Source organism: Chryseobacterium sp. Leaf180 (assembly GCF_001424585.1).
In the GTDB taxonomy this organism is placed as follows: domain Bacteria; phylum Bacteroidota; class Bacteroidia; order Flavobacteriales; family Weeksellaceae; genus Chryseobacterium.
This window is the reverse complement of the sequence record NZ_LMPJ01000010.1, coordinates 227,947-246,182: the sequence shown is the minus strand read 5'-3', so window position 1 is coordinate 246,182 and position 18,236 is coordinate 227,947. Positions and strand designations below refer to the sequence as shown.

Sequence of the window (18,236 nt, the reverse complement as noted above, 5' to 3'; positions counted from 1 at the left end):
TTATTCCAGCCAGCCCATTTCGCGCATCCAATCGTCGTTGTAGATCTTCCCCACATATCTTGAACCGTGATCGTGCAGCAATACCACAATAACGTCGTCTTTGGTAAACTGATCTTTCATCTGTACCAATGCTGCCATGGCGCTTCCCGCAGAATAACCGCAGAAAATCCCCTCTTCTTTCGCCAGTTTTCTTGCGTAAATGGCACCGTCTTTATCGGTCACTTTCTCAAAATGATCGATCACCGACATATCAAAATTTTCGGGGAGAATGTCTTCACCAATACCTTCCGTAATATAAGTATAGGCGTTTTCTAAGTGCACCTCGCCTGTTTCATGAATTTCTTTTAATATCGAACCGTATGTATCGACTCCAATTACCTGAATATCTTTATTTCTTTCTTTAAAAAACATTCCACAACCTGTAATCGTCCCACCTGTTCCTGCTCCAACGAGAAAATGAGTGAGTTTTCCTTCAGTCTGCTCCCAGATTTCGGGAGCCGTAGATTCATAATGCGCCGCACGGTTTGATAAATTGTCGTACTGATTCACATACCAGCCGTTTTCCGTTTCTTTTGCCAGTCTTTTTGAAACTGAATAATAGGAACGCGGATCGGTAGGTTTTACATCAGTCGGACAAACAATGACTTCAGCACCCACAGCGCGGAGAATGTCGCATTTCTCTTTCGACTGTTTTGAGTTGGTCACGAAAATACACTTGTAGCCTTTGATGATTGCGGCCAAAGCCAGTCCCATTCCGGTATTTCCGGAAGTTCCTTCGATGATCGTTCCGCCTGGTTTCAGTCTTCCGTCTTTCTCAGCATCTTCAATCATTTTCACGGCCATTCGGTCCTTTACCGAATTTCCCGGATTAAAAGTTTCTACTTTTGCCAGAACCAATGCCGGAAAATCTTCTCCCAAAACTCTGTTCAGCTTCACCAGTGGCGTATTGCCTATCGTTTCTAAAATATTATTTGCGTATTTCATATCCTTATTGTATGCGTGGCAAAGATAAGGTTTTCTGATGAAAAGCTTTTTTGAATGACTTTGTTCTGAATTAATTCATAGATTTTCTTCTATAAATTTTATTTGAAAATTCACATGTTTCATTGGCGCGGCGCGAAGCGCCGCGCCAATGAAACATGTGAATAAAACTGCCTGAGAATATATATTCAGATAAAATTAACTGTACTTAATCGCCTTTACAGGCGAAATTTTACTGATCAGATAACTAGGAATAATCAAAGCCAAAGCTGAAACAGCCAAAATTCCAACTGATATAGCAATGATAGGAACCGGATTTAGATCAACAGGAACAACGCTTACATAATAATTATCCGGATTCAGTTTTATGATTCCGAAAAACTTTTGAAGCAGCAAAAGTCCGACGCCGATCAGGTTTCCAAAAAGCAATCCCGGAACCATAATAATCAAAGTGTAATTGATAAACGTAGCACGGATCTGTCCGTTTGTCGCGCCCAAAGTTTTTAAAAGTCCGATCGAGTTGGTGCGTTCGATAATCAAAATCAACAAAACCATGATGATATTGATGATCACCACAATCAGCATGATAGCGATAATCAACGCGATATTTACATCAAAAATACTGATCCAGTCAGCGATTTGCGGAAATTTATCGACGGCTTTTTCAGCATAATTTTTATACCCGATCAGCTTGTCGATATCAGAATTTTCTTTTTCGCTGTCGTTTACATCTTTAAAGAAAATATCAATGCCGCCGAACTGGTTTTTATCCATATTCAGGATCTTGCGAACCTGGTTGATATCACCCAAAACAAACTGATCGTCGATCATTTTGATATCGGTTTTATAAATTCCGCTCACGGCAAATTTCCTGTAGATTGGCTGTTTCTGATCGTTTTTAGAAAAAACGGTGATAATGCTGTCGTTCACTTTCAGATGAAGATCATTCGCGATTTTCTGTGAAATCACCACTTCATTATTATAGCCAATTTCGGTAAATTTTGGCGTGCGGCCGGCAACGAGAAATTTCTTAAAACGTAGACTGTCAAAATCTTTACCCACGCCTTTAAGAATAATTCCGGCGAAACTGTGTTTGTTACGCATAATTCCGGTGACGGTTGCATATTTCTGCGTGGAAGAGACGAGCTTCAGATTATTTATCGCCTTTAAATTTAAGCCGTCTGTATCAACAATCGAGGTATTATACGAGGAATTACTGCGGGTAGATTTAACGGTAACGTGTCCGCCAAAATCAGCAAGTCTTTCTTTGATGGCTTTTTTTGAACCAAAACCTGTAGAAACAGTGATGAGCGAAACGATGATACCGATGGCCACAGAAAGCCTTCCAATGAAGATGATCACCCGCGAGAGGTTATTTTTGTTATCTTTGGAAAACGCAATTTTTCGCGAAAAATATAGAGGAAAGTTCAAGTGTATGGCTTTAAATTTCAAAATTAAAACAATAGTTGTGATTTGCCTAATTTTTTTAGGCGGAATCAGTTTCACCAAAGCTCAGATTTATAATGGTGATGAATTCAAAACCGGAGCAGACCAACCGGAGCTGTATCTAAAATTACTTAAAGATAAGAACGTAGCAGTAGTTACCAATCAGACAGGAATTGTTACCAAAAAGACGTATGTAAATGTTCCAAGAAATAACGGAACAGGCGGGGCAAAAGGCATTGAAACCGATAAAAAAAGCATTGTTGATTTCCTGGTTGAAAATAAAATAAAAGTGAAAACCATCTTTGCGCCCGAGCATGGTTTTCGTGGCGACGCTGATGCAGGCGAAAAAGTAAAAAACGGCATCGATATAAAAACCGGAATTCCGACAGTTTCTCTCTATGGTGCCAATAAAAAACCAAAACCCGAGCAGCTGAAAGGTATTGATGTGATTGTTTTTGATATTCAGGATGTCGGTGTGCGGTTTTACACCTACATTTCCACGTTGACTTATATAATGGAAGCTGCGGCGCAGAATGATATTGAAGTGATTGTTCTAGACCGCCCAAATCCGCACGATGGTTATACAGACGGGCCAATTTTAAAGAAAAAATGGGAAAGCTTTGTCGGAATGCATGAAGTTCCGGTCGTGTACGGACTTACAATTGCCGAATACGGAAAAATGATCAACGGTCAAAAGTGGCTTGCGAAAGGTCTTCAGGCAAAATATACGGTGATTCCGATGCAGAACTATCACAAGAAAAAAAGATATGGCGTTTCAGATAAACCTTCGCCAAATTTACCGAATGATCTCGCCATTAATCTTTATCCAAGTCTCTGTTTTTTTGAAGGAACGCAGGTTTCAGTAGGTCGCGGAACGCCGCTTCCTTTTCAGATTTACGGTTCGCCATGGACGAAAAATCTACCGTATCAGTTTACACCAATGCCTTCTTTCGGTGCCAAAGATCCCTTTTTAAACGGACAGATTTGCTATGGAGAAAACCTTTCTGGCAGAAAACCTGATTTACGGAAACTCGACATCTCCTGGCTTTTAAAATCCTATTCGAATTATAAAAATCCGCAGCAAAACTTTTTTCTGACCAATCTTTTCTTTGATAAACTTGCAGGAAGCGACGAATTCCGAAATCAAATTATCGCCAAAAAGTCTGAAAAAGAAATCAGATCTTCCTGGGAGAAAGACCTGAGAGATTATGAAGTGATCAGAAAAAAATATGTGATCTATAAAGATTAATCAAAATTTTGCGGCGGATTTTTGTCATCTTTTCCTTTATTTAAAATAAAAAGGCCGATAGAAAGCCCGATAACGCCGGCTGATGCGGTAAGTAAAGCCCTCGAAAGTTTGTCTGGCTCACTGTTTCCGATGTAATTCATCAGAAACAAAATGGCAAACGTGATGGCCGAAATGATCAGGTGATTTCTCTGAAAAAGTTTCATATTATTTGATTTTATACGTGACCATCAGACCGCCACGGTAAGGCAGAACTTCACCACTTTTGTTGTAGCCTGTTGCTGAGTCATATCTTCTTCCGTTCGTGCGGTCGAATCCTTTGTAATAATCCTGCGATGTCCCTGCAGTCGCGTACAATTCTAAATTCCATCTTTCTGAAAGCATGAAATTATATCCTGCAGTCAGACCGAAAAGTATAGAATGCCCTTTCTGGTAAAGGTTTGAAGAAACATAGGTTTCGCCTTTGTCGTTGGTGTACACATTGTCATTCCAGTAATTCCATTTTTGAAGAACAAATTTCGCCGCGGAGATATTTACGCCTACGAAAAAATGCTTAAAAGCTTCTTCAAAATAGTATCTTCCTTCCACAGAAGTTGAGTAGTACTGCGCTTCATGGCCGGCAAATGATTTCCACGGCGAAATGAAAATATCATTCTGCATCGTGATTTTTTTGCTGAGCTGATATTCTACGCCCGCGTTCAGCATTCCAACGGGAATAAAGAGTGCGTTCACTTTTACACGCAACCCTTTTTCCGTTTTTTCCATTGCGGGGTTTTCCTGGGCGTAAGTTTTTCCGAAAGTCAGGAGCGAGATTGTCGCCAGTAATGCAAGTTTTTTCAATGTGTTTTTATTTAAATTTTTGTAATAATTCTTCAGCTAAACTGGCATCTTTACCAGACTGTTTTGCGATGTTGCGTGACATTTCAGCAAAATTTTTAGCGAGTTCTTTATTTCCCAAAAGAGAATAAATTTTAGCTAAAATATAAGTATTTTCAGCAGTTTCGCCAGTCATCACAGATTTTTCTGCCCATTCTGCAGCCTTTTTCAGTGACGCATGGTTTTTCACGTTATCTGAAAATACCCAAGCCGCTTTCAGTAATTCATTTTTGTCAAATTTTTCAGAATCTCTGTAATAGGCCAATGCTGCTTTTTCATATTCAGCAAAATTTCCGTTCTGCTCATAAAAAGCGAGTTTCGTCTGAAGAAGTTTTGTCTCTGCCGCCTCTTTCCCTACTAAAGGAACTGCTTTATGAAAGTAATATGCATCATTGATTTTCTTGCTTTTATCATCAATTGATTCTGTCAGAATCCTGGCTAAAACAATTTGATCATTAAATTCTTTGTACGTTTCTTCCGGCAGAAATTTTATAATATCCGCTTTTCTTTCCGTAAAAACCCTGTAATTTTTATCTTCAGGAGATTTTAAAAAGTAGAGCAGAAGACCGACGTCATCTTTTGTAAATTCATCGGTTTTCTTTTTGTTGTCAAAATATCTTTCGCTGGCTTTCTTGGCAAAATCAAAATCGGAAGAAGAATTCAGACGCATAATATTGATGAGAAACTCGCTGTCATTTTCACCGGCGGCAAAACGGTCTTTAAGCGAACCTTTTTTGTTGTCTGGAGAATTGAGATCATTGGCCATAGCAATAAAAGCAGATTCTTCCATGTACCCAAAATTCTGCGAAATAAGTTCTCCGTCGCCATTCAGAAATAGATAAGTTGGGTAAGACCGAACGCCATATTTCTGGGCTATCTCTCTGCCTTCGCCTTTTTCCATATCAATTCTGGCGTTTACAAAACTTTTGTTGTAGACATCGCCCACTGTTTTTTTAGGAAAAATATTGCGTTCCATCATTTTGCAGGGGCCGCACCATGAAGCGTAGGCATCGATAAAAACAAGTTTATTTTCTTTTTTGGCTTTTGCAATAAGTTCTTTAAAGGGAATTTCTTCAAATTTCATTTCACCCTGCGCCTTACAGATGAAGGCGAAACTTAATAATAATACAGAAAATATTTTAGTCATAATCTCGAAAGATTTAAAGAGCGAAGATACTTAAATTGGATAAATCTGAATTGATAATTGTTTTCGGAAACCACAATTAATTTTTGGTTTAAAAAAACAAAAACCACCCTAAAAAGAGTGGTTTGTGGTTTCTCCAGGAATCGAACCAGGGACACATGGATTTTCAATCCATTGCTCTACCAACTGAGCTAAGAAACCANAAACCACCCTAAAAAGAGTGGTTTGTGGTTTCTCCAGGAATCGAACCAGGGACACATGGATTTTCAATCCATTGCTCTACCAACTGAGCTAAGAAACCATTATGCTATCTGGTTTATTGTGTTTTTTTGTGGTGCAAAAGTAAATTAATATTTTATAAAATGCAAGAAAAATTTTACAAAAATTAATAAAAACAAAAACCACCCTAAAAAGAGTGGTTTGTGGTTTCTCCAGGAATCGAACCAGGGACACATGGATTTTCAATCCATTGCTCTACCAACTGAGCTANAAAAACAAAAACCACCCTAAAAAGAGTGGTTTGTGGTTTCTCCAGGAATCGAACCAGGGACACATGGATTTTCAATCCATTGCTCTACCAACTGAGCTAAGAAACCGTATCATTTGGTCGTTGACTTCGTCGTTTAAAGTGATGCAAAAGTAATACGTTTGCAGCGACAATGCAAGTGCAGAAGGCAGTTTTTATGATTTTATTTAAAAACCTACTGATTTTCAGCCGTATTATTTTCCTGTTCCTTTCTGATCTGCTCGCTCATTTCCTCTAAAACAGGTTTTATCGTACTTTCAGGAAGATCACTGATGCGTATATACATCAGGCCGTCGATCGCATCGTTAAAATTTGGATCGACATTAAAGGCAATCACTTTGGCGTTTTGCTTGATGTATTTCTTAATTAAAACCGGCATTCTGAGTTCCGGTTCCAGATCGTCGATGATCTTATCTAATTTGTTTAAATCAGATTCCATTTCATCGAAAAACAAACTTTTATCACGCTCGCGAAGTTTTACTTTGTAATCATTTCTTGGCGTAATATATTGCGCAACAGCAGAGTCGTAATAATTTGAACGCATAAATTCTATCATAAGAGATTTTGAAAACTCAGAGAATTTGTTCGAAATACTTACGCCGCCCATCAGAAATTTATGATCAGGATTTCGAAGGCAAACATGTACGATTCCGCGCCACAACAGGAAAAGCGGAAGCGGTTTCTGCTGATATTCTTTAGAAATATATGCGCGTCCCATTTCAATCACTTTCCTGAAAAACGGATGAATATCTTGCTCAAATTCAAAAAGTGAGCTTGTATAAAACCCTTTAATGCCCGATTTTTTCATTACTTCTCTACCCAAAGCCATTCGGTATGCGCCGGCAAGCCGTTCCTCAGCATTGTCCCAAAGGAAAAGGTGATGATATTGCTTGTCATATTCATCAAGGTCAAAAGGTAAATTGCTGCCTTCTCCCACCGCTCTGAAAGTAAGTTCACGCTGTCGGCCAATCTCGCGCATTACCGAAGGAATATCCTCGTAAGGCGTAAAATAAATTTCGTAATTTCCATTACTGAAAAGCATTTTGTCGGTGTTTTTCAGTTTCTTAATGTCTTTCAGTAGATCTTCTTTCGGCGTTTCGTCGATGATATTCTGTACAATATTTTCTTCGCGCAGAATCGGGAATTTAAGCGAAAGATTTTTGAGATTAAAAATTTCGGTAAGAGATTTCCGCTTTTCGTAATACGACTTCATCATATACACTTTGCGGCGGAGAAATTCTCCCAATTCTTCAATGGTTTCGTGATCGTCCATCGCTTTCACAGAAATTGGTTTACCGATTCTGATGCGGATTGGCGCTTCACGGTCTTTCATCATTTCTGCGGGTAACATCAACGTCTGTAAATTTGGATGAATTTTTGAAACCTGATAAAAAAGTGTGCTGTTTTTAGCGTGAAAATACATGGGTACTACCTGTACTTTAGCCATTTTGATAAGTTTGAGGGCGGTTTTTTCCCATTCTCTATCTAAAATTTCACCGTATTCATTATTTTTATTCGAAACTTCACCGGCAGGAAATATTCCCACACAGCCACCGTTTTCTATATGTTTCAGAGTTCCGCGCATTCCGGAAGAACTGTTGTAAACGTCTTTTTTGCCTTCAAAAGGATTTACCGAAATCACGTACGGTGCCATCGGTTCGATCTTTTCAAGCAGGAAATTTCCCATTACCTTAAAATCGGGACGGATTTCTGAAATGATTTTACACATCAAAATGCCGTCTATAGCGCCCAACGGATGGTTTGAAACGAGAATAAAAGGTCCGGTTTTCGGGATTTTTTCTAAATCTTCCTCAAAAGCAATGTAGCTGAGATTGCGCTCGCGCACGAAAGATTCAAAAAAATCTTTGCCTTCCTTGTAGCGAAGTTTATCATAAAGCCGGTTGACTTCATTTATTTTGGTAAGGCTCATTACCGCAGAAGCGACGGGGTTTTTCAGGAAACCCAGTTTGCTCATTCCGGAGGCTTTTATCAGATCATTTTTCGATATTAAACTCATTAGTTTTCAGAAAATTTATTGAATGACCATTTGCAGCGTATTTTTGGCAATCTGTTCCAATAGTACGTTTTTTTCACGATAAAACCGGTCTATATTTTCCAGTTTTGCATTACGAACGGTAAAAAGCGAAACATTTTTAGAAATCTGGGTTTCAAAACTTTCCTGAAGTTCAGCATTCAGCTCATCCAAAACATCGAATTTATCTTCCAGACAAAGCGCCAGCGAGATTGCAGAATTCTGCATCAGCGAAACCTTGATTTTGTGCTTCGCCAAAAGATTAAAAATCTGACTCATGTGATCTTCTGCGATGAAAGAAAAATCGCGCGAGCAGATCTTCAGAAGATCTTGGTTTTCTTTTAAAATAAAAGATTCACGGTGCTCATTGATCTCAGATGCTCCCACTTTAGTTCCTGGGGCAGAAGGGTCTACGAAAGATTTTACGTAAAAAGGAATGTTTTTTTGCTGTAAAGGCTGCAGCGTTTTAGGGTGAATAACGCTTGCTCCGTAGTACGCCATCTCGATCGCTTCTTCGTAGGAAATGTTCGATAAAAGCTCTACATTTTCAAACTTTCGAGGATCGCCGGTCATTACGCCGGGCACATCTTTCCAGATCGTCATCGCATCGGCATTAAGGCAATACGCAAAAATCGCCGCCGAATAATCTGAACCTTCACGACCCAAAGTCACCGTAAAATTGTTGTTTTCTGAACCGATAAATCCTTGTGTTACATAACATTTGGATTTGTCTAAAGCAGAAATCACCTGCTCAGTTTTCTGCCAGTTTACATTTCCGTCACGGTAAGAATCATCGGTTTTAATATAATCCCGCGCATCCAGCCAGTTATTAGTAAAGCCTACATCGTTCAGAAATTCACTCACGATTTTCGTAGAAATCATTTCACCACAACTCACGACCTGGTCGTAAACAAAATTGTAGTTTGGAGATTTATTCCGTCTTAAAAATGCAACGATATCGTTGAAAAATAGGTCAATTTCTTCAAAAACCTCATGATTCTGTTTAAAAAGTCCGTGGGCGATCTCGAGATGTTTCTGTTTGACATCATCAATTTTTGCCTGATAATTATCTTTTTTAAAATAAAGCTCCACCACATCTTCCAGCGCGTTTGTGGTTTTCCCCATTGCAGAGATCACCAGAAGACAGTTGCTGAAACCTTGGCTTTGCAGTACCATAGAGACATTCCGAACGCTGTCTGCATCTTTCACAGAGGCGCCGCCGAACTTGAAAATCTTCATGAAATTTTTGAAAATAAGTTAGTTAGTTATTGATTTTTGAGAAGCTACAAAATTATACATAACAATCGATATATAAAAATAAGAGATACAGCGTTTTATGAATTATTACATATTTTAAAAAATAAGTAGTAATTAGTCATAAATAAAATGGTATTTTATTTTAAATATAAATTTAATGTGAAGAATTTCCTGGCAGCATTTTATTTTTGTTCTAAATGTTTCATCTTAATCTTTAGGTAATATTGTAATGCGGTTATCATAAATTTTTACGAAATTTGAAGTACATAAAAAAATACATATGTCGGAGCAACCTTTACAGACTTTAGGAGAATTTTTAATCAACAGACAGGATGATTTTCAGTATTCTACAGGAGAATTTTCACGTCTTTTAAGTGCGATAAGACTGGCCTCAAAAATAGTAAACCGTGAGGTAAACAAAGCCGGAATTGTAGATATCAGCGGTGCTGCCGGCAATCAGAACATTCAGGGCGAAGAACAGCAGAAGCTTGATGTGATTGCGAATGATATTTTTATCACAGCACTTTCTCAGCGTGAAGTGGTTTGTGGAATTGCTTCCGAAGAAAATGATGATTTTATTGACATCAAATGTGGCGAAAACGGACATTTAAGCAAATATGTTGTATTGATTGATCCTTTGGACGGCTCTTCAAATATCGATGTCAATGTTTCTGTTGGAACTATTTTTTCAATTTACAGAAGAGTAACTGAGCCTGGAACTCCTGTTCAGCTTGAAGATTTCCTGCAAAAAGGTGTTAATCAGATCGCAGCAGGATACGTTATTTACGGTTCATCAACGATGATTGTTTATACAACTGGTAATGGCGTGAACGGTTTTACACTCGATCCTTCTTTGGGGACCTATTATCTTTCGCATCCAAATATGACGTTCCCGCAGTCTGGGAAAATTTACTCGATCAACGAAGGAAATTATATTAAATTTCCACAAGGCGTAAAAAATTATCTTAAATATTGCCAGATGGAAGAAGGTGACCGGCCATATACTTCGCGCTACATCGGTTCTTTAGTTGCTGATTTCCATAGAAATATGCTGAAAGGCGGAATATATATTTATCCGTCTTACGGTCAGTCTCCAAACGGAAAACTCAGATTATTGTACGAATGTAATCCAATGGCGTTTTTGGCTGAGCAGGCTGGCGGAAAAGCTACAGACGGTTTTCGAAGAATTATGGAAATTGAGCCGACCGAACTTCATCAGCGGATTCCGTTTTTCTGTGGCAGTGTAAATATGGTAGAAAAGGCTGAGGAATTTATGCGCATCGACAGTGTAAAATAAATGAAAGCAAAATATTTTAAACATCTTTTACAATTTAAACGCCCGAGTGGAACATCTCGCGGCGTTTTGCTTGATAAAGAAACCTATATTCTCGAAATTGAAGAGGGTATAAAAACGGGCGTCGGTGAATGTGCGCTTTTCCGTGGTCTTAGTGATGACGATGTTCCTGATTATGAAGATAAATTACAATGGCTTTGTGTAAATATAAACGAATCTTATGATTTTTTAAAACAGAAATTAAAAGATTTTCCTTCGATCTGGATTGGTTACGAGCAGGCAATCTTAAATCTGAAACACGGAGAGAATATTTATTTCCCCAGCGATTTTACAGAAGGAAAAGATTCAATTGTGACCAACGGATTAATCTGGATGGGCGATGTTTCATTTATGGTAGAGCAGATATCAGATAAACTTTCATTAGGATTTAAATGCATCAAACTAAAAATCGGTGTCGACTGGCCTTCAGAATTTAGAATTTTAAAAAAACTGCGCGAAAAATATCCTCCTGATGTTTTGGAACTTCGCGTAGATGCGAACGGTGGATTTTCTGTTGAGGAAGTTTCTTATGTATTGCAGCAGTTGGCAGATTTAAAAATTCACTCTATTGAACAGCCGATAAAAGCAGGAAGCTGGGAGGCTATGGAAAATTTATGCAAATCGACACCAATTCCAATCGCGCTCGATGAAGAATTGATTGGTGTAAAAGATTTTGTCGAAAAAGAAAATTTACTTTTAAAAATAAATCCGCAATATATTATTCTGAAACCATCTTTGGTTGGTGGATTTTCGGGAACTGATGAGTGGATTGCCCTTGCAGAGAAAATGAATATCGGCTGGTGGATTACATCTGCCTTGGAAAGCAATATCGGATTGAACGCAATTGCGCAGTACACTTACCTCCAAAAAAACAAAATGCCTCAAGGTTTGGGAACCGGAGGCTTGTTTGTAAATAATTTTGAAGCGAATCTCACCATGAAAAGTGAAAGGCTGTGGTTTAAAATCTAGATTACATTTTAAACGACATCTCCCACGAATATTGATTTTTTGATTTGCTCCATCAGTCTTCGCCATTTTGTTTTTAATCGTCTCATCTTGCTGTGTTTTAAATTTACGGCTAAGCTATAAACAATTTTTGTACCAATACTATGATTTCAAATAATTATTATTGAATTATTCAATCGAAATTTCATTTTTAATATTTAAAATATGATAAAGCGCAAAATTTCATAAATTTGCAGTCGCTTTTTGCAATCTATCAAAGCTAATTTTCCATGGAAGAAGAAAAAAAATCACTCAATTTTATTGAGCAAATTATAGAAGACGATTTGGCAAACGGAATGAAACGTGAGGATTTACGTTTCCGTTTTCCACCAGAGCCAAACGGTTATTTACATGTGGGTCACACCAAAGCAATCTGCATCAACTTTGGTTTGGGTGAAAAATATAATGCGCCGGTAAACCTCCGTTTTGATGATACAAATCCTGAAAAAGAAGAGCAGGAGTTTGTAGATTCTATCAAAAAAGATATTGAATGGCTGGGTTTCACATGGGACAAAGAGCTGTACGCTTCTGATTATTTCCAGCGGCTGTACGACTGGGCAGTTCAGATGATCAAAGAAGGTAAAGCGTATGTTGACGAGCAGCCTTCGGAAGTCATTACCGAACAGCGAAAAAATCCGGCTGAGCCTGGAATTGAATCACCTTTCAGAAACCGACCTACACAGGAATCTCTTGATTTATTTGAAAAAATGAAAAACGGCGAGTTCGAAAGTGGTTCTATGTCACTTCGTGCAAAAATTGACATGGTTTCACCGAATATGAATATGCGTGATCCTGTGATGTACAGAATTTTGAATAAACCTCACCACAGAACGGGTACAGATTGGAAGATTTACCCAATGTACGACTGGGCGCATGGTGAGTCAGACTATATCGAGCAGATTTCTCATTCGCTTTGTTCGCTTGAATTTGAAAATCACAGACCTTTATACAATTGGTATTTGGATCAGGTTTACGAAGAAGGCAAAACCAAAAACAAGCAGCGAGAGTTTGCAAGAATGAACGTTTCTTATATGATTACTTCCAAGCGTAAACTTCAAAGACTGATCGCCGAAAATGTTGTCAACGGTTGGGACGATCCGCGTATGCCGACGATTTCCGGGATGCGGAGAAAAGGTTTTACACCAACTTCCATCAGAAATTTTATTGATAAAGTTGGGGTTGCCAAAAGAGAAAATTTAATTGAAATTCAGTTACTTGATTTCTGCGTGCGAGAAGATTTGAATAAAGTTGCTAAACGTGTGATGACAGTTGTTGATCCGGTTAAATTGGTAATTGAAAATTACCCTGATGATCAGGAAGAAATGCTCGAAACGGAAAATAATCCGGAACAGGAAAATGCCGGAACAAGGCAGATCCCTTTCTCGCGCGAATTATATATCGAGCGCGAAGATTTCAAAGAAGAAGCCGGCAACAAGTTTTTCCGACTCAAATTAGGTGGCGAAGTGCGTCTGAAATCTGCGTATATCATCAAAGGAGAGAGAGTAGAAAAAGACGAAAACGGGGAAATCACCACGATTTATGCTTCGTATGATGAAAAATCGAAGTCGGGTAGCGGTACCGAAGAGAGTCTGAGAAAAGTAAAAGGCACCATTCATTGGGTTTCTGCAAAACATGCGATACCTGTGGAAGTGAGAAATTACGACCGCCTTTTTACAGTAGAGCAGCCTGATGCTGAGAAAGATGTCGATTTCCTAAACTTTATCAATCCGGAATCTGTGACAACCGTTCACGGATTCGGTGAGCCAGGTTTAAGAGATGTTGCTGTAGGCGAACCGCTTCAGTTTCAGCGAATTGGATATTTTACAAAAGATCATGATTCTACCGATTCACGTCTCGTTTTCAACAGAACTGTGACGCTCAAAGATTCTTACAAGCCGGAGTAAAAATTATTTATTTCCATATAAATAGACAGGGCTTAATGTATTTTAAGTCCTGTTTTTCATTTAGGCAGCTATTACCGTCTTCCACTCCCGCTTTTTTCTTTTTTGTAAAAGAAAAAGAGCTCCGTTCAAGCCGGGCTGCATCACACTGCATCATGATAATAAGAAAGAAAAATGAAACTTCTGAAACTGTACATCAATTCCTTCCGCGGGCTTTCATCAGAAAGCTGGATGCTCGCTTTGGTTATGCTCATCAACCGTTCCGGCTCGATGGTTTTGCCATTTCTCGGCGTTTATATGACTGATCATCTGCATTTCGACCTCAAAAGTACAGGAATCGTCCTGAGTTTTTTCGGAATCGGTTCTGTCGTCGGCTCATGGATTGGCGGCATGATTACCGATAAATTCGGTGAATTTCGGGTGCAGAGTTTGAGTCTTTTTTTAAGTGCCCCGATGTTCTGCCTTATTCCGCTTTTCCGTTCAGAAATAGGTTTGGCAGCGATCATTTTTATTCAGAGTTCAATCAGCGAAGCTTTCCGTCCTGCCAACTCCGTAGCAGTTTCAAAATATGCAAAGCCGGGAAACATCACGCGCGCATTTTCTCTCAACCGAATGGCGGTTAATCTTGGCTTCTCAGTCGGTCCTGCAATGGGCGGAATTCTCGCAGCGATCTCTTACGATTTTCTTTTTTATGCAAACGCCACGGGCGCCGTTATCGCCGGTTTTGTTTACGTTTTTTTCTTTAAAAACCGACTGTATAGAAACTCCGAAATCTTAAAATCTGAAGTAATACTCCCACAGAAATCTCCTTATAAAGATTACCGCTTTTTGCTTTTCTGTTTCTGTTGTTTTCTTTTTTCGGTGTGTTTTTTCCAGCTTCTAAACACGCTCACCATTTTTTACCGTGAAGAAGCCAAACTTTCAAAAGAGCATATTGGTTTTATTCTCGGTTTCAGTGGTATCGTCGTGGTTCTACTTGAAATGATTTTGGTACAGACCGCCGAAAAATATTTAAAGCTTAAATACACCATGTTTTTAGGAACATTTCTCTGCGCGATTTCATTCGCGATACTCGCTTTCGATACCTCGGTTTGGCTTTTGGTACTCTCGATCACGCTTTTAAGTATAGGAGAAATCTGGTCACTTCCCTTTATGGCGACAGTTACGGCACTGCGTTCAGGTTCACATAACAAAGGCGTATATATGGGAATTTTAGGAATGGCCTTTTCTGTTTCATTCATCATTACACCGACTTTGGGAACTTTCGTAGCTCAGAAATTCGGCTTCGGTATTTTGTGGAGCGGAACGGCGATTTTGCTTTTAATTGCTGCTTCAGGATTTTATTTTATCGTTCCAAAAATGACAACACAAGAGCGTAAAATTTGAGTTAAATAATGGTACTAAAAAATTTAAAAAAACCTTTTGCAGTACGGTTTTTGTAATGTTTGCGGCATACAAAATCAGAATGTCTAAAATCTACATTGCCTCATTTTTTCTTACAGCTTCTACAATTTTTTCTCAGGAAAAAGATTCTGCAAAACTCATATCTGAAGTAAGAATTGATGCGTATAAAAAACCAGTCACGCTTATATCATCAACGAAATCTGTCGGCATTGTATCACCAGATTTGCTTTCACTAAATACACCGGAGCGTCTGCTTGAATCAGTCAATCAGACACCGGGCGCGAGAATGGAAGAGCGGTCACCTGGAAGTTACCGTATTGCACTGCGCGGAAGCAGCTTACGGTCGCCTTTCGGAGTGCGGAATGTAAAAGTGTATTTTGATGATTTTATTCTTACAGATGCTTCCGGAAATACCTATTTTAATATTATTTCGCCTGAATTGATCAACAGAATAGAAATTTTTAAAGGTCCCGAAAGTGGTGATTTTGGTGCCGCAACGGGTGGAACTTTATTGTTAAAAACGACAGAATCTGACACAAAAACGGCCGGTTTTTCAGTCGGAAGTTATGGCACGTTTAATGAAAGTTTTCAGTTTTCTAAAAAGTTTAAAAAGCATTTTCTGCATGTTTTTCAGAACTATTACCGCACAGATTCTTACCGCCAACAATCTGCAGTTGACCGAAAGCAGATTTTTATCAAAGATCATTATAATTATTCGTCAAACGGTACGCTAAAAACGATGCTTTTACTTACCGATTTGAAGTATCAAACGCCTGGTGGACTGACTTTGGAACAATTACAGATCAACCGAAAACAGGCACGGCCTTCCACAAAAACAGTTCCCGGCGCAGCAGAACAGGATGCCGGAATTCAAAATAAAATGGTGCTCGCCGGATTATCTAATGAAATTAAATTTGCCGGTAATCTCTCTCATTTTATCGTTCTTCAGGGCTCGTATGTTGATTTCGAAAACCCCTTTATCACCAATTTTGAAAACCGGTTTGAAAATAATCTGGCACTCCGAACGCATTTCAATTATGATAAAAATTGGGCAAAAGTTTCAGCACAGTGGCGAGTAGGTTTTGAAGGCGGCAAAAATTCTGTTTTCATTAAAAATTTTGACAACAATAAAGGATATGAGGGCAATCCGCAGAATTTTGACCGTTTAAAAAACACTTCGGGATTTTATTTTATTTCTCAAAAACTTAATTTTAATGAAAAACTTTTTACTGATATTTCCATGAGTTTAAATATGAATTCGTACCGCTGGGAAAAGATTTTTCCGGTTGCAGAAAACGGCAGCAAGAAGTTTGAAAATCAGTTGCTGCCCAATTTTGGAGTAACGTATTTAATTTCTAAAAACTTTTCGGTCAGAGGAAAAATCGGAAAAGGAAATTCTGCGCCGACGAGTGATGAAATCCGTTCTTCTACGCAGCAGTTTAATTTGAATATTGCGCCGGAATATGGCTGGAATAAAGAAATTGGTTTGAGAAAACAGTTCGGAAATTATCTTTTTGCGGAAGCTGCGTATTTTGATTTTCGGATGAAAGATGCGATTGTGAGACGGCAAAATGAGCTAGGACAGGAGTTTTTTGTGAATGCAGGAGAAACGGTGCAGAAAGGATTTGAAGCACAGTTGGAGACTGCAAGATTCAGCCTCTCAAATGATTATTTCAGTCATGTCAAACTGAGAATTTCCGGAAGTTTTTATAATTTTAAGTTTGAAAATTACAGACAAAACAATTCTGATTTTTCTGGAAACGACCTCACTGGAGTTCCCCGTACAACGGTAAATTCTGTTTTAAGTTTCAGTTTATTTAAAAAACTTGAAGTCGATTATTCTCAATATTACACTTCGAAAATTCCGTTGAATGATGCTAATGCGGTCTGGTCTGAAAGCAGTTTTGTAGGAAATATTCAGTTTAAATATCCTTTTAAAATCGATAATTCTCAAATAAATCTCTTTCTTCAGATTCAGAATATTTTTAATGAAGAATATGTACTTGGATTTGACATCAACGCGTTTGGAAACCGATATTATAATCCTGCGGCAAAAAGAAATTTTGTGATGGGGGTGAAAGTCGATTTTTAAGAGGTTTCTTTTCTGGAAACGATAGTATTGATAATCATTTCAGCGTGGATTCGCGAGTTTTCGATGAACCAGAGATGCGTGTCTTTTCCGCCGCAAACAACGCCTGCTAAATAAAGATTATTAATATTGGTTTCCATGGTTTCAGGATTATAAACTGGATTTAAAGATTCATTCTGAAGCTCAATTCCGGAATTTTTTAAGAAATCAAAATCGGGTAAATAACCAGTCATTGCCAAAACAAAATCGTTTTCAATTTCGTGTAATTCGTTATTTTTATCTTTATAAGTAACTGAAGTTTCTGTAATTTCGGTGAGCACTGCATTAAAGTAAGCTTTAATGCTGCCTTCAGAAATTCGGTTTTCTATATCAGGTTTTACCCAATATTTTACGTGATCTGAAATGGAATCTGTTCGTATAATCATCGTGACATCAGCGCCTTTTCGGAATGTTTCCAAAGCTGCATCGACAGACGAATTGCTTGAACCGACGACTACGATTTTCTGCTTTGCGTAAGGATACGGTTCGGTGTAATAATGGCGTACTTTCGGTAAATTTTCTCCGGGAATATTCATCAGATTTGGAATGTCGTAGAAACCTGTTGCAATGATTACGCTTTTTGCTTTATAATTATCCTTTATTGTTTCGACATCGAAAATTCCGTCAGACGTAGACAGTTTTAAAACCTTTTCATAGAGATGAATATTTACATCTTTTAGCCTTGCAATTCCCTGATAATACTCCAGGGCTTCTTGCCTGCCAGGTTTTGGCGCCGCAGATATAAAAGGAATTCCGGCGATCTCAAGCTTATCAGCAGTTGAAAAAAATTTCATATATAAAGGATAATTATAAAGGGAATTCACAATCGTTCCTTTTTCAATAATCAGATAACTCAGATTATTTTTCTGCGCCTGCAGTGCGCAATTCAGTCCAATTGGGCCGCCGCCGATGATGATAAGATCTAATATTTCCATGAAGGATGTAAATTTAAACTGG

General features: G+C 38.4%; 14 protein-coding genes and 4 tRNA genes. 6 read left to right on the top strand and 12 right to left on the bottom strand.

Annotated features, from left to right (window positions below):
* Positions 1–984: a PLP-dependent cysteine synthase family protein gene (locus tag ASG01_RS12200; protein WP_055864000.1), complete on the bottom strand. Its 984-nt coding sequence runs from the start codon at positions 982–984 to the stop codon at positions 1–3.
* Positions 985–1,179: 195 nt separating this feature from the next.
* Complete coding sequence (locus ASG01_RS12195; RefSeq protein WP_055864290.1) at positions 1,180–2,412, bottom strand: ABC transporter permease; 1,233 nt, start codon at positions 2,410–2,412, stop codon at positions 1,180–1,182.
* 4 nt (positions 2,413–2,416) lie between these two features.
* Here ASG01_RS12195 and ASG01_RS12190 point away from each other — a divergent pair, with 4 nt between their 5' ends.
* Positions 2,417–3,676: an exo-beta-N-acetylmuramidase NamZ domain-containing protein gene (locus ASG01_RS12190; protein WP_055863998.1), complete on the top strand. Its 1,260-nt coding sequence runs from the start codon at positions 2,417–2,419 to the stop codon at positions 3,674–3,676.
* Here the strand turns inward: ASG01_RS12190 and ASG01_RS12185 are convergent.
* From ASG01_RS12185 to ASG01_RS12145, 9 genes are all read right to left on the bottom strand, one after another.
* The gene (locus tag ASG01_RS12185; RefSeq protein WP_055863996.1) at positions 3,673–3,879 is read right to left on the bottom strand and encodes a hypothetical protein; all 207 of its coding nucleotides are present in this window, start codon (positions 3,877–3,879) and stop codon (positions 3,673–3,675) included. The two genes, ASG01_RS12190 and ASG01_RS12185, sit on opposite strands and share 4 nt — an antisense overlap.
* Position 3,880: 1 nt before the next feature.
* A complete protein-coding gene (locus ASG01_RS12180) occupies positions 3,881–4,513 on the bottom strand; it encodes a DUF3575 domain-containing protein (RefSeq protein ID WP_055863995.1) in 633 nt (210 codons plus the stop codon).
* Between the two features lie 7 nt (positions 4,514–4,520).
* Positions 4,521–5,696: a thioredoxin family protein gene (locus tag ASG01_RS12175; protein WP_055863993.1), complete on the bottom strand. Its 1,176-nt coding sequence runs from the start codon at positions 5,694–5,696 to the stop codon at positions 4,521–4,523.
* A 125-nt stretch (positions 5,697–5,821) separates the two neighbouring features.
* A tRNA-Phe gene (locus tag ASG01_RS12170) sits at positions 5,822–5,894 on the bottom strand.
* A 27-nt stretch (positions 5,895–5,921) separates the two neighbouring features.
* Positions 5,922–5,994: transfer RNA gene (locus tag ASG01_RS12165), tRNA-Phe, on the bottom strand.
* A 122-nt stretch (positions 5,995–6,116) separates the two neighbouring features.
* A tRNA-Phe gene (locus tag ASG01_RS12160) sits at positions 6,117–6,189 on the bottom strand.
* Positions 6,190–6,216: 27 nt separating this feature from the next.
* Positions 6,217–6,289 (bottom strand) — tRNA-Phe (locus ASG01_RS12155).
* Positions 6,290–6,394: 105 nt separating this feature from the next.
* The gene (locus tag ASG01_RS12150; protein WP_055863990.1) at positions 6,395–8,236 is read right to left on the bottom strand and encodes a lysophospholipid acyltransferase family protein; all 1,842 of its coding nucleotides are present in this window, start codon (positions 8,234–8,236) and stop codon (positions 6,395–6,397) included.
* Between the two features lie 15 nt (positions 8,237–8,251).
* Positions 8,252–9,490 carry an aspartate kinase gene (locus ASG01_RS12145; protein ID WP_055863988.1) on the bottom strand — a complete coding sequence of 413 codons (1,239 nt, stop codon included), beginning with the start codon at positions 9,488–9,490 and terminating at the stop codon, positions 8,252–8,254.
* A 298-nt stretch (positions 9,491–9,788) separates the two neighbouring features.
* On the opposite strand from ASG01_RS12145, the gene fbp reads away from it, so the two are divergent.
* The 5 genes from fbp (at position 9,789) to ASG01_RS12120 (ending at position 17,243) form a co-directional block, all read left to right on the top strand.
* On the top strand, positions 9,789–10,805 hold the full coding sequence (fbp, locus tag ASG01_RS12140; RefSeq protein WP_055863985.1) for a class 1 fructose-bisphosphatase: 1,017 nt from the start codon (positions 9,789–9,791) through the stop codon (positions 10,803–10,805).
* Entirely contained in the window at positions 10,806–11,810 is a 1,005-nt protein-coding gene (locus ASG01_RS12135; RefSeq protein ID WP_055863984.1) for an o-succinylbenzoate synthase, read from the top strand.
* 266 nt (positions 11,811–12,076) lie between these two features.
* A complete protein-coding gene (locus ASG01_RS12130) occupies positions 12,077–13,750 on the top strand; it encodes a glutamine--tRNA ligase/YqeY domain fusion protein (protein ID WP_055863982.1) in 1,674 nt (557 codons plus the stop codon).
* A 171-nt stretch (positions 13,751–13,921) separates the two neighbouring features.
* On the top strand, positions 13,922–15,133 hold the full coding sequence (locus ASG01_RS12125) for an MFS transporter (protein ID WP_055863979.1): 1,212 nt from the start codon (positions 13,922–13,924) through the stop codon (positions 15,131–15,133).
* A gap of 79 nt (positions 15,134–15,212) precedes the next feature.
* Positions 15,213–17,243 carry a TonB-dependent receptor gene (locus ASG01_RS12120; protein WP_055864288.1) on the top strand — a complete coding sequence of 677 codons (2,031 nt, stop codon included), beginning with the start codon at positions 15,213–15,215 and terminating at the stop codon, positions 17,241–17,243.
* On the opposite strand, the gene ASG01_RS12115 is transcribed toward ASG01_RS12120, so the two are convergent.
* Positions 17,240–18,214, bottom strand: coding sequence for a YpdA family putative bacillithiol disulfide reductase (locus ASG01_RS12115; RefSeq protein WP_055863977.1), 975 nt, complete (start codon positions 18,212–18,214; stop codon positions 17,240–17,242). The two genes, ASG01_RS12120 and ASG01_RS12115, sit on opposite strands and share 4 nt — an antisense overlap.
* Positions 18,215–18,236: the final 22 nt, after the last annotated feature.